12 protein-coding genes are annotated in these 12,077 nt (G+C 58.3%); 2 read left to right on the forward strand and 10 right to left on the reverse strand.

Translation table 11 applies throughout. The features are described 5' to 3' along the window. Positions 1 to 41: 41 nt before the first annotated feature. The 3 genes from ET524_RS08185 to ET524_RS08195 all read right to left on the reverse strand — a co-directional run bounded on the left by ET524_RS08185 (position 42) and on the right by ET524_RS08195 (position 2,033). Positions 42 to 245, reverse strand: coding sequence for a hypothetical protein (locus tag ET524_RS08185; RefSeq protein ID WP_129424849.1), 204 nt, complete (start codon positions 243 to 245; stop codon positions 42 to 44). Positions 246 to 602: 357 nt separating this feature from the next. Next, positions 603 to 833, reverse strand: coding sequence for a hypothetical protein (locus tag ET524_RS08190; protein ID WP_129424851.1), 231 nt, complete (start codon positions 831 to 833; stop codon positions 603 to 605). Positions 834 to 848: 15 nt separating this feature from the next. Continuing rightward, on the reverse strand, positions 849 to 2,033 hold the full coding sequence (locus ET524_RS08195) for an inorganic phosphate transporter (RefSeq protein ID WP_129424853.1): 1,185 nt from the start codon (positions 2,031 to 2,033) through the stop codon (positions 849 to 851). A gap of 429 nt (positions 2,034 to 2,462) precedes the next feature. On the opposite strand from ET524_RS08195, the gene ET524_RS08200 reads away from it, so the two are divergent. Further along, positions 2,463 to 4,019, forward strand: coding sequence for an aminotransferase class I/II-fold pyridoxal phosphate-dependent enzyme (locus ET524_RS08200; protein WP_129424855.1), 1,557 nt, complete (start codon positions 2,463 to 2,465; stop codon positions 4,017 to 4,019). 216 nt (positions 4,020 to 4,235) lie between these two features. On the opposite strand, the gene ET524_RS08205 is transcribed toward ET524_RS08200, so the two are convergent. The 3 genes from ET524_RS08205 to ET524_RS11755 form a co-directional block, all read right to left on the reverse strand. Further along, on the reverse strand, positions 4,236 to 5,024 hold the full coding sequence (locus ET524_RS08205; RefSeq protein WP_129424857.1) for a response regulator: 789 nt from the start codon (positions 5,022 to 5,024) through the stop codon (positions 4,236 to 4,238). A 3-nt stretch (positions 5,025 to 5,027) separates the two neighbouring features. Continuing rightward, positions 5,028 to 6,314, reverse strand: a complete 1,287-nt coding sequence (locus ET524_RS08210; protein ID WP_129424859.1) for a sensor histidine kinase — start codon at positions 6,312 to 6,314, stop codon at positions 5,028 to 5,030. A gap of 209 nt (positions 6,315 to 6,523) precedes the next feature. After that, positions 6,524 to 6,793, reverse strand: coding sequence for a hypothetical protein (locus ET524_RS11755; protein ID WP_201738734.1), 270 nt, complete (start codon positions 6,791 to 6,793; stop codon positions 6,524 to 6,526). Between ET524_RS11755 and ET524_RS11760 the strand changes: the two genes are divergently transcribed. Continuing rightward, positions 6,794 to 7,315, forward strand: coding sequence for an aldo/keto reductase (locus tag ET524_RS11760; protein ID WP_201738735.1), 522 nt, complete (start codon positions 6,794 to 6,796; stop codon positions 7,313 to 7,315). It begins immediately after the preceding gene. Between the two features lie 86 nt (positions 7,316 to 7,401). Here ET524_RS11760 and ET524_RS08220 read toward each other — a convergent pair whose 3' ends face one another. From ET524_RS08220 to ET524_RS08235, 4 genes are all read right to left on the reverse strand, one after another. After that, positions 7,402 to 8,883, reverse strand: coding sequence for an AAA family ATPase (locus tag ET524_RS08220; protein WP_129424861.1), 1,482 nt, complete (start codon positions 8,881 to 8,883; stop codon positions 7,402 to 7,404). Next, the gene (locus ET524_RS08225) at positions 8,880 to 9,332 is read right to left on the reverse strand and encodes a hypothetical protein (protein WP_129424863.1); all 453 of its coding nucleotides are present in this window, start codon (positions 9,330 to 9,332) and stop codon (positions 8,880 to 8,882) included. The genes ET524_RS08220 and ET524_RS08225 overlap by 4 nt, the downstream gene beginning before the upstream one ends. Positions 9,333 to 9,476: 144 nt before the next feature. After that, positions 9,477 to 11,468 carry a RecQ family ATP-dependent DNA helicase gene (locus tag ET524_RS08230; RefSeq protein ID WP_129424865.1) on the reverse strand — a complete coding sequence of 664 codons (1,992 nt, stop codon included), beginning with the start codon at positions 11,466 to 11,468 and terminating at the stop codon, positions 9,477 to 9,479. Then, complete coding sequence (locus tag ET524_RS08235) at positions 11,469 to 12,041, reverse strand: peptide deformylase (RefSeq protein ID WP_236648290.1); 573 nt, start codon at positions 12,039 to 12,041, stop codon at positions 11,469 to 11,471. Positions 12,042 to 12,077: the final 36 nt, after the last annotated feature.

The raw sequence follows: 12,077 nt of genomic DNA on the forward strand, positions 1-12,077 counted from the left end.
TCAGGGTCCTAACGATTCCTTAAGTCAAACAACGCGCTTCGCTAGTCATCAACTATGAATTGCTCCAGGTCGACGCCGAGTTCTTCGGCTTTCTCGCACAGTTCGTAGCCATCGGCGTCATCCATGTCCGCCAAGTCGAGCATGGCTGCATCGAAACCCTCTGCGGCCGCCGTGCCGCAATAGTCTTCCACATAGTCGCGCAATTCATCCACATCGATTTCCGCCATAATGTCCTCCATCGCCATGTTTAATCGGCACCTTAGTTGATGCGTGGCATCATCTTAGCAATGGCCCCATGAAACGTTTTTCCGCTAAAGCAGTTGCCAGCTTAAAACTAGCGGTTGTTCCTATCGCACTGCCAACAATAACTTTTCGCACATGCGGCGGTAAAGACGCAGTGGGTTACGCCGAAGACAGGCCACCACAACCGGGGCTTCAACATGGCGGGACGCGCCCCCAGCCCTCGGTCCCCCTGCATGCGCCTCTCACCATCGTCCCAACGCAAAGTGAGCCAGCGCCTGGGGATGGCGCTGGCTCATGCTGAGGGATGGCCACTTGGGTCATCGTTGGGATATGCGGGTTTGTCTTCCCTGTTCGCAGGCTTAATGGAACATGGGGATCATCAGCCACAGGGCGAACAGCACGATGGCCACGCAAGCGGTGAAGCACACCACCGACACCACGCGGTGCAGCAGGTGCGGGGTGCCTTGCGCGTCCACATCGCCGGCGGCCCACAAGCGCAGGCCCGATGCGTACAGCACGCTGATGGCGCAGGCCACGCCCACAGCCACGGCCAATACGGTTGCGAAGTTGATGAGTTCGGAAGCAATCATGGTTCGGGGCCCTCCTTAAGCCGCCTGGGGCTGGTTATTCGCGGTAGTGGCAGCGGCGGAAACCGCAACCGAGGGGTTCAGCTTCACTTCGTGGCTGTCGTTTACGTTACCGCTGTTCACGGGGTTGCGCTTCGACAGACGGAAGATGATCAGCGCCACGCACACGGCAATGGCCACGGTGGCAACGGTGCCCCACACGCCGGTCTTCGCCAGCGCGCATGCCAGCGCGCCCACCACGCCGGCCGCCGGGAACGTGACCAGCCATGCCACCAACATCTTGCCGGCAACGCCCCAGTTCACGGGGTTGCCCTTCTTGCCCAGGCCCGTGCCGATGATGGAGCCGGAGCACACCTGCGTGGTGGACAGCGCGAAGCCCAGATGCGAGGACACCAGGATGGTGGTGGCCGACGCGGCTTCAGCGGCGAAGCCCTGCGGCGTGCTGATTTCGGTCAGGCCCTTGCCCAGCGTGCGGATGACGCGCCAACCGCCCATGTACGTGCCGGCGGCAATGGTCAGGCCGCAGATGGCAACAACCCACAACTCGGGGCCGGAACCGGAAGGCTGCAGACCCACGGCAATCAACGTCAGCGTGATAATGCCCATGGTCTTCTGCGCATCGTTCGTGCCGTGCGACAGCGCCACCAGGCACGCCGTGACCGTCTGACCATGGCGGAAACCGGATTCCACCTGATCAGCGCGCATGCGTTTCACCACGGCGTAAATCAGCTTCACCGCGCAGAACGCGGCCAGGCCAGCCACAACCGGCGACACCAGCGCTGGGATGAGAATCTTCGTGAGCACGGCGGCGAAGTTCACGCCTTCAACGCCCGCGCCCACGATGACGGCGCCCACCAGGCCGCCGAACAGCGCATGGCTACTCGAGGACGGCAGGCCCACCAGCCACGTCAGCAGGTTCCACGTGATGGCGCCGATCAAGCCCGCCAAAATGAACTCGGGGGCGATGGTGACCACTTGCTCGTTGATGAGGCCGCCGGAGATGGTCTTGGCCACCTCGACGGAAAGGAAAGCGCCGACCAGGTTCAAAGAGCCCGCGGCGATGACGGCGGTTTTGGGCTTGAGCGCGCCCGTTGCGATTGAAGTCGCCATGGCGTTGGCGGTGTCGTGAAAGCCGTTCGTGAAATCGAACGTCAAGGCGGTGACGATCACCAGGCCAACGATAACCAGCGTTGCCGGATCCATGTGCTTGTGTTCTCCCTTCGAGAGTAAGGTGCGACCTGCGTCTCGTCTTCAGCGCCGCAAGCGCGCAGCATGCCCCATCGCATGCAGAAGAAAAGTCTACGGGCGCTGTGTAAAGCGAATGTAAAGCCGCATTCAGGCGCGGGTAATGCTTTTGCGGAATCGCGTTCACAACTACATTGAGCGTCGCGACTTCGTCGCTCTTTTGGATAGCCCTCGCTCAAGCCTACGAGTTTCGGAATGTTCAAGCCGTTGACTCTCGCGCTTGTTAGTTGAGTTTCTTGCTCAACCAATGAGATTGAACATTGCTGTTTACGTGTTCAATTTGACAACTACGCAAACTTTGCTGAAATTGAACATCGATGGTGCTACACTCTCATGAAATTGAACACAGAATTGAACATTCGCTCTGTATTGAACAAGGAAGAAGCCATGGATCAAAACACCTTTGCCGCTCGATTAGCCGCCGCAATGGACTCGGCCGGACTCAAGCAAGCCGACTTGGTCCATGCCGCCGAGCAACGCGGCGAAAAGCTGGGAAGAAGCCAGATCAGCCAGTACGTTGCGGGCAAGTCGACGCCACGACGCGAAGTGCTTGAGCTGCTTGCAAGCTTGCTTGCCGTCGAACCTGATTGGCTTGAAGGCGAGCCCGGGCAGGCGGAGCCTTCGGCAACCACCTCCCCTGCCCAAAGCCAACCCGCATTCGTCCAGCAGCAAGATAGCAACCCACTCGATTCCTCCAACCCCACCGACAATCAAGGGAGCAAGCCCATGCGTCAGTTCAAGAAATCCTCCAAGCTCGACAACGTGCTGTACGACGTCCGCGGTCCCGTTGTTGACGAAGCTGCACGCCTGGAGTCCCAAGGCATGCGCATCCTGAAGCTCAACATCGGCAACCCCGCCCCGTTCGGCTTCCGCACACCCGACGAGGTGGTGCATGACATGCGTCACCAGCTGCCGGATTGCGAAGGCTACAGCGACTCGAAGGGCCTGTTCAGCGCCCGAAAGGCCATCATGCAGTACTCGCAGATCAAAGGTCTTCCCAACGTAGACATGGACAGCATCTACACCGGCAACGGCGTCAGCGAGCTTATCAACCTGTGCATGCAAGCGCTGCTCGACACTGGCGACGAGATTCTCATCCCCTCGCCCGATTACCCGCTGTGGACGGCATGCGCCACGCTTGCCGGCGGCACGCCCGTACACTATGTGTGCGATGAGCAGGCCGAATGGTACCCCGACATCGACGACATCGAGCGCAAAATCACGCCGCGCACGAAGGCCATCGTCATCATCAACCCAAACAACCCCACCGGCGCGCTCTACCCGCGCGAGGTGCTGCAGCAGATCGTGGACGTGGCGCGCAAGCATCAGCTCATGATCTTCTCGGACGAAATCTACGACCGTTTGGTCATGGACGACCTTGAGCACGTGTCCATCGCATCCATGGCGCCCGACCTGTTCTGCATCACGTTCTCAGGGCTGTCGAAATCGCACATGATCGCCGGCTACCGCATCGGCTGGATGGTGCTTTCCGGCAACAAGCACTGTGCCGAGGACTTCATCCTGGGATTGAACATGCTGTCGAACATGCGCCTGTGCTCGAACGTGCCGGCGCAGTCCATCGTGCAGACGGCGCTGTGGGGTCACCAAAGCGTGCGCAACTACGTGGTGCCGGGCGGCCGCGTGTACGAGCAGCGCGAGTACGTGTACAAGGCGCTCAACGACATCCCCGGCATCACCGCCGTAAAGCCGAAGGCGGCGTTCTACATCTTCCCGAAGATTGACGTGAAGAAGTTCAACATCACGAACGACGAGCAATTCGCGCTTGACCTTTTGCATGAGAAGAAGATCCTGCTGGTGCCCGGCAAGGGCTTCAACTGGGACAAGCCCGACCACTTCCGCGTGGTGTACCTGCCGCGCATCGAGGTGCTCAGCGAAGCCATGGGACAACTCGGCGACTTCCTGTCGCATTATCGCCAGGCGTAACGCCTGCCGCGCAGTCGCTTAAGGTGCGCGGAACCTTACAATAACAACGCCTTGGCACCGCAGTGGTGCCAAGGTGTTTTGCATTTCGTGCAGCAAGAAGGCCGCTTTTAAGATGCGAGGTGCTGGAGGCACGTTACTTTCCGAGTCGCGCAACATCATTCGGCTTCGAAGGCCCTAGCCTCGCAAACGCTTCGAAGGAAACGGGGCTCGCAGCTCCTACTCTCGCGAAAGGCTGCCGGCCGTCATTTCCACCCACGAATACTGCGACATGTACTCGCCGCGATACAGGTTCACCGCGTCTGGATCGCCGTCAAGGAAGCGGTAATAGTCGCAGTCGACGCTTTCGGGCACGATGGCAATCTCGTCGCGCCCACGCACGATAACGTCCTCGGCGCCTGCGTCCTTCAAGGCGTTGCGCAGGTCGCTGATAAGGTTGCGCACCTGCGTGCGGCGCGACGGCGAGTGCGCGTCGTCTCCCCACAGCACGCTGACCAGCTCGCCGATAGTGCAACGAGAACCGCGGCGGTCGATTAAATACGCTAGCATCTCCTTGCTTTTCGTGCGCTTGAAACGCAGCGGCTGGTCGTTCATGAACACATCGAAGTTCCCGAAGCAGCGCACCTGTAGCTTGTCCGTCTTCTCAAGCTGCACCGGATGACGCAGGTTCTCAAGCGCGGCGCGCACGTCCTCTTCCTTCACGGGCTTAAGCAGGTACCCGCTCGCATAAAGCTTGTGCGCCTCGAAAGCGTATTCCTCATAGGCGGTCACGAAGATGATGTTGACGTTCGGGCGCACATCCTTGATGCGTTTCGCCAGTTCAAGGCCCGTCATCTGCGGCATTTCAACATCAAGGAACGCCACGTCGACGGCATGCGTGCGCACATACTCCAGCGCGGCATCAGCCGTACGCACGCCTTCGCACGTTCCCTCGGGATCCAGGGTGATCACTATGCGAACAACCGCGTTGACCGCAAGCTGCTTATCGTCGACTACCAGCGAGTTCATATCTCAAGACCTTCTTTTTGGAATCGTTATGGTCGCTTTCGTGCCCTCAGGCGAACTTACCACAGAAAGCGTGCCTTCACATAAAAGTGCCAGTCGAGAACGCACATTCTGCAACGCAATGCCAACATGCTTGCCCGTGGTGGGCAAATCACCGAACCCGCGCCCGTTGTCGGCCACGCAGATATAGTACGCGGAAGAATCTTCCCACGAGCTGACTTTGATCACGCCGCCTTCGATACCGGAAATACCATGTCGCACGGCGTTTTCCACCAGCGGCTGCACGCACAGCGGCGGCAGGTCGAAATCCTTCGCCAGCAAATCCCACTTCACGGAAAACTCGCTTGACGGGTCGATCTGCTCAACGGCCAGGTAAGCCTTCACGTGCTTCACCTCTTCGGCAAGCGTGACCGTACCGCCGGCGTTGACCACTTGCAAGTTGCCGCGCAGGTAATCCGAGAAGTTGTCGATGGCCTTGCACGCGCGCTGCGGGTCAACAACGCACAGCTCGCGCACCGACTGCAGCGCGTTGAACACGAAGTGCGACGTGATTTGGCCGGAAAGCGCCTTCGCCTGGCTTTCCGTCAGCTCAAGGTTGCGCAGCACCAGCTGTTGCTCTTGGCGGTGCTGAAACTCCATATAGGCCATCAGCAGCGATAGCGAAAGTGCCGGATATACCAGCATCAAATCGCGAAACGCCAGCTCAAGCGATGCAGCCAGCACCGGAATGCCCAGCAGCAGCACCCAGGAGCCGAACGCGCGCAAGACGTTGCGTTCATCCTCGCGCAGCGCCACGAATGCCACGATGAGGTTCTGCGCCAGCACGGTAACGGCGAGCAAGCTAGCCCACGGGCCCCACGAGAACACGTTATAGGCATTGGTGGAATACAGTACGCCCGTGGAGAAGTTCATGAGCAAGCAAACCAGGTTGAGTGCGCCGATGAAAATGATGACGCTTGCCACAACGCGCTCGGACGGAGCCGAAAGTTCCTTTCTCCCCGTGATCCACGCGCACACGTACAGCGCGAACGCCGTATACACGAACGGGCCGAAAAAGTACGTGATGCCGTTTCCCATGCTGGTGAGCGCGTACGCAAGCGGCGTGTCCGCTGCATCGAACACCCATGCCAGCAGGTCGCCGGCCGTGTTCACCGCATGCACCACCACGATGGCGAACAAAAACGGCTCGAAGCCCATGGAGCGCCGGCGCAGCAGCATCACCGTGCCAAGCGCGCCTAGAAAGATGATAGAGATGACCTCCATCGTGATGTTGATGTACTGAAACAGTATCAAGGTAAGTCTCTTTCGCAAAACCGCGGCACCGGACGCGCCGACCTCTTGCCCGATTATACGTGCTATCAGGCGATTCCACCATTCTGGATGACTGTACAGATACTGCGGCGTTCATGCATTCGGCTCGCGCGAGGGCGTGCATGCTCGGAAGAAAGGCGCTGTTCTTTTTGATGCAACGCCTCGTTTCTGCTCTAACTATGGCAGCAATGCTACGATTCCAGTTCCTTGATGTGGACCTTTTTCGAGGTGAGCAGGTAAGCCCACAACAAGGCGACGATTACCATGCTTGCAAGCAGCAATGCGCCAAGGCCAAAAGCATAGTCCTGCACGCTGAACAGAGATACAAGCCCCATGCCCACCACACCGAAAATGTTCACGGAGAAGTTGATGAGCGCGCTGGCGCTTCCGGCATCGCGGTCGTTCTGCGCAAGCAGGATGTTAGTGGTATACAAGCCTACCAGCTGCACAACCTGTAACACGTGGCGCTCCAAAACGGCTTGACCACGTTCACGAGCATGCAGTGCCGCTACAATCTGCTGTATCGCGAAGACGAGCGCGAAATGATTCCCGTGTGCCGCCAGTTCGATATGGCGCTGACGCCATACAGCCCGCTTGCGTCGGGGCATCTGTGCCGACCGACCTGGGACAGCGAATCGAAGCGCTCCACAACCGACACCGCTATGCGCAACAAATACGACCGAGACCGCGAAATCGACATGCCGGTCATCGAGCGCGTGGCAAAGGTTGCCGCAGACCACCATGCGCCCATGGCGCAAGTTGCCTTGGCGTGGCATTGGGCGCGCGGGGTGGAATCCCCCATTGTTGGCTGCTCGAAGCCCGAACGCGTTGATGACGCAATTGCCGCGCTTGATGTGAAGCTGACGGCCGAGGAAGTCGACTTCATGGAACAGCCTTACGTAGCGCACGGCCTTGTTGGGCCGAAATCGCGTCCAGGCGAAAAGTCCCTGGCCGGCACCACGAACGTAAAGCTTGAGAAGTGAAGCTCGACGAGCGCAAGTTCTCGAAACGCCTCCTGCAAGCCAGCATTTGCTTGCAGGAGGCCGCAACGCAACAAAGCAGCAACAAACTACGAAGCAGAAATAGCGTGCTCTCTGCCCCAAGCGCGAATCTGAGCAATACCCTCGTTCGCCTCGGAAATAGACACCACCGAGTCGAAGTGCGTTGCCAAGGTACTTGCATCGGGAGCCGGAGCATGCCCAAACGCAACGCGCTCGGCATAGTCTTTGATGGACTGCTCGATGTCCGAATACGAAAAGCCCTTCGTTGACGTGACAAGCACTTCAATATCCTGCGGCGAGAACTCCTGGTGCAGCGACGTTTTACAGTAATGCCGCAGCGCCTCGGCGCGCTCAGCACGGTTCGGCAAATCAACGAAGAACACCTCGGAGAAGCGGCCTTTGCGGAACAGCTCGGGCGGCAGCTTCGAAACGTCATTGGCGGTTGCTACCAAAAACACTTTCGCCGGCGACTCCTGCAACCAGAACAGGAACTGCCCAAGCACGCGCTTTCCCACATCGCTTTCATCCGAGCTAGACGCCAAAGCCTTCTCGATTTCATCGACCCACAACACGCAGGGCGCCACGTTGCCGATATAGTCGAGCGCCTCCTGCATGCGTCGCTCCGTCTCGCCAACGTATTTCGCGTAAACCGAACCCATATCGAAACGCAGCAACGGCAATTCCCAGCGAGAGGCAACCATTTTTGCGGAGAACGACTTGCCGCAGCCGGGAACGCCAACCAGCAGCACACCCTTTGGCGTATGCAGCTCGTATTGCTCAAGCAAATCGGACGGAGCGAAAAACACCTCGCGCTTGCGGTCGAGCCATTCCTTGAACGTGTTCAAGCCCGCAACCTCAAGCCCAGGCTTGCACGCCACCGGGTCGACGTTAGGAACCGCTGCGAATAGCAGCTCTTTCTGCGACGCGACGGAGAACACGTCCGAGGACCCCAACGTGCCCTGGGCAACCAAAGACGCTTCCAGCAGGTTCACAACCTGCGCTTCCGCCAAACCGCGCACGAGCGTTGCCATGCGTTCACAATCGTGGTCGCTCCATGACACGTTTCCGGGGTGGCGCGCGCAGAAGTCGTCCACAAGCGCACGACGTTCGCGATGGTCGGGCAAATCAAGGTGCAGGCACAACCCGAAGCGCGACAAGCGCTGCCACACCGGTTCAGCGGCAACGGTGACGATGGTATTTCCCGTTTCCTTGGCCAGATACACGGCCGACAACAGCTCTCGCGTATATGCCCCGTCCACGTCGATCTTATGCGTGTCCCCCAGCACGAAAATGCAGTTCTGGGATTTCTGGAACAAGTCGTTGAGATACGGCAGCGGATCGGAGTGGACGTCCACGGGCATGCGCGTCTCGGGGCCAAGATGAACCACCTGACGCGCATCGGTGTACAGGAACATGTCGAAACCGTTTTCCTGCGCAATTTCGCGCACCATGCGCTCGGGGCGATGACGATCAACAGATTGCACGGTCACAAACGGAATGCCCGCGACGATGTAGTCGCGCAGAGCCTTTTTCGTTTCTTGATAGTTCATTTCTTCCTGCAACGCCTTTCCTGCAAACAGTTGAGGTAATACGCTGCATCGTCAGACGCTGCAGCGGGAACGGTAGCACGAACATGGCCAAGGGCGCCTGACATGTTGCGCAAGATGTCTTCTTCAAGCGCGTTTTTCCAGTCCACGGGGATGCCGTTAACATCCCGGAAAAACAGCAGGTTGTCGCACGCATCGCAAAAACGCGAGCAAACAAGAAACACCCCGTAAGCATCCTGCACGTCAAGCGATTTCAAGCGCGCGAACAGCGCATCGTCGAGCGCATCAAGGCAACTGACGCAGTACTCGCAGATAAGCTGGTAGACACGCCCGACAGCAGGCGGCTCGAACGTACCGGCAGCGAAGGTGGCGGCAATGCTTTTCGAGCAGCGCCCATCTACGGCATCCGCAAACGCTACCCAGTCTTGATATGTTGCCAGTTGCTCATCCATGAGTTATCCAGTGTATCCCATCTTGCATAAGAGCCAGTCACAAGACGACACTTGACCAGCGCTTTTACATACAAACGTGCACAAATTCCAACGACAACCCTTATCGAAAGCCGCAGCCACTACGCAAGGACTGCACGCAATACGCTACTGCACCTCGTTGCGATATGCCGCAATCTCATCCATGAACGTCTTGCCATACTTCTCAAGCTTTTTAAGGCCCACGCCGCTCACGTCCAAGAACTCGTCATCGGTTTGCGGCAAGCGAGCGCACATATCGCGCAGCGTGGCATCCCCGAACACCATATACGGCGCAAGTCCCTCTTCGATTGCCAGCTGCTTGCGCAGTTTTCTCAGGCGCTCGAACAAGTCCTGATCGTACGCCGCATCGGGACCGTTTGCCGTACCAGAGCCGCCAAACGAGTGCCCGCCCAAGCGGTTTCCGCCAGACTGACGTGCCGGCTGGCGAACCACCTGCTTCATGTTCATGCGGAATTCCGGCATGGCAGCCTCGCGGAAACGCGGTCCATACCCAACAAGCGGATACTGCCCTTCGGTGATTTCCAGATACTCCCCCGCCGCAAGCAATTCCACAACTTCCTTCAGCTGCGCTTGCGACATGCTGACCGTGTTAAAACATTGCGCGTGTGTTAGCCCAAGCTGCTCAAGCTTCTCGACATTCGTTCCGCGCAGCACGTCAACCACCACGCCTTTGCCGAAGCGACCGCGAAGTTCTTTCACGCAGCGCATGACCGCCCGCGCCTCGGCCGTTACATCGACCGGCGTGAACCCGCCCTCGCAATTCAAGCAATTGTGGCACGTAAATACCGGAGAGCCCGAACTGCCCGTCGATTCAGACGCGGAGACAGACGAACCTGCAGTTGAGCCCACGACAGAAGTGGCACCAAGAGCATTTTCGCTGGCGGCAGGTGCTTTTACCGCCTGATCGCCGAAGTAGCGCAGCATGTAGCCACGCAGGCAGTCGCACGTCAGGCAATACCCCTCCATAGCCGCAAGCATACGACGGCGCGCAGCTCGAGCCATGCTTGCCTCTTCCTCGGTCATGCTTTCGTTCCCACTGTCCTGCTCCAGGAAAAAGCGGCACGTTGACAGGTCCCCGTCGCTCCAATACAGCATGCATTCGCTTGGCAGCCCGTCTCGACCGGCACGCCCCGCTTCTTGATAGTAAGCCTCGATGCTGCCGGGCATGTTGTAATGGATGACATAGCGCACGTTCGGCTTATCGATGCCCATGCCGAACGCGTTTGTGGCAACCACCACCGATGCGTCATCATTGATCCAAGCCCGTTGGTTTTGGGTACGCTCCTGATTCGACAAGCCGGCATGGTAGCGCACCGCGCGCACGCCCGCTTGGACAAGCGCTTCGTGCACTTTCTCGACGTTTTTGCGCGTGTTGCAATACACCACGCCCGAATCATCGGGGTGCGCCTTGGCATGCACCATGATGCGCGCAAGCTTTTTGCTAGGCTCAAGCCGCTCGACGCTGAAATGCAGGTTTGGACGATCGAACCCTGTGACAATCTGATAGGGGTTCTGAAGGCCCAGCAAGCGCACGATATCGGCGCGCACGCGTTCAGTTGCCGTAGCGGTAAAAGCCGCCACGGCAGGGCGTTTGGGAAGCTGCTTGATGAACTGCCCGATGCGTAGATACGAGGGTCGGAAATCCTGGCCCCACTGCGACACGCAATGAGCCTCGTCCACCGCAATCAACGGAATGCAGGCGCGCGATGCAAACTCCAAAAACCGCTGGTCATCCAAGCGTTCAGGCGCGACGTACAGCAAGTCAACCTCGCCGGAAAGCGCCCGCTCCATCACGCGAGCTTGCTCGGAGGCGGACAGCGTGGAGTTCAAAAACGCCGCCTGCACATCAGCTTCCCGCAAACTACGAACCTGGTCGCCCATAAGCGACACAAGCGGGCTTATAACAAGCGCCACGCCGCTTATAACCACTCCGGGCACTTGGTAGCATATTGATTTTCCCGCACCGGTGGGCATAACGGCCAGCGTGTCTTTGCCGCCAAGCAGCGCCTTGACCACACCAAGCTGACCAGGCCGAAAATCCTGATAGCCGAAGTGCATTTCAAGCGCCAAACGCGCCTGCTCGATAGGTACCGACATTTAAATCACGATCCCGTTGCAATGGTCGATTTCGTGCTGGATGATCTGCGCGGTAAAGCCCGAGAAGCTTCGCTCGTGCCGCACAAACGAAGCATCCTGGTACGTAACGTGAATCTTCCGAAACCGCTCGCAGGGGCGTACGCCAACAAGTGACAAGCACCCTTCTTCTGTTTTGAACCGATTCGATGCATGCATGATCTCGGGATTGAACATAAGCTCGGGCGTGCCATTATTATCGAACACGATGATGCGCTTCCTTACGCCAATCATGTTCGCGGCCATACCCACGCAGGAATCTGCATGTGCTGCCAGGGTATCGAGCAAGTCTTGCCCGATGGGAACATCCTGCTCAGTAGCAGGTTCGGACGGCATGCCAAGCAACAACTCATTGCGCATTATCGGTTTGATCATGATTGCCTCCATATCCTCACGCTTTTCAACTGGTAACCACCTCAACCGAACGTCGCGAGACAAGGCACGCAATCCGAAAGCAAGGCAGGATAAGCCGCACCGCCGATCATCTGCCACGCCCTGAAAACGGAAAAGGGATTTCGCATGGCGTAACTGTACCATGTGAAATCCCTTGATTCAATAAAAATCGAACAACTG

Source organism: Senegalimassilia faecalis (assembly GCF_004135645.1).
In the GTDB taxonomy this organism is placed as follows: Bacteria; Actinomycetota; Coriobacteriia; order Coriobacteriales; family Eggerthellaceae; genus Senegalimassilia; species Senegalimassilia faecalis.

Excerpts from the sequence above, each read along its gene's own strand:
- ET524_RS08185 (WP_129424849.1), bottom strand. The coding sequence starts at position 245 with ATGGCGATGGAGGACATTATGGCGGAAATCGATGTGGATGAATTGCGC.
- ET524_RS08225 (WP_129424863.1), bottom strand. The coding sequence starts at position 9,332 with ATGGATGAGCAACTGGCAACATATCAAGACTGGGTAGCGTTTGCGGAT.
- ET524_RS08190 (WP_129424851.1), bottom strand. The coding sequence starts at position 833 with ATGATTGCTTCCGAACTCATCAACTTCGCAACCGTATTGGCCGTGGCT.
- ET524_RS08205 (WP_129424857.1), bottom strand. The coding sequence starts at position 5,024 with ATGAACTCGCTGGTAGTCGACGATAAGCAGCTTGCGGTCAACGCGGTT.
- ET524_RS08230 (WP_129424865.1), bottom strand. The coding sequence starts at position 11,468 with ATGTCGGTACCTATCGAGCAGGCGCGTTTGGCGCTTGAAATGCACTTC.
- ET524_RS08220 (WP_129424861.1), bottom strand. The coding sequence starts at position 8,883 with ATGAACTATCAAGAAACGAAAAAGGCTCTGCGCGACTACATCGTCGCG.
- ET524_RS08200 (WP_129424855.1), top strand. The coding sequence starts at position 2,463 with ATGGATCAAAACACCTTTGCCGCTCGATTAGCCGCCGCAATGGACTCG.
- ET524_RS08235 (WP_236648290.1), bottom strand. The coding sequence starts at position 12,041 with ATGGTACAGTTACGCCATGCGAAATCCCTTTTCCGTTTTCAGGGCGTG.
- ET524_RS08195 (WP_129424853.1), bottom strand. The coding sequence starts at position 2,033 with ATGGATCCGGCAACGCTGGTTATCGTTGGCCTGGTGATCGTCACCGCC.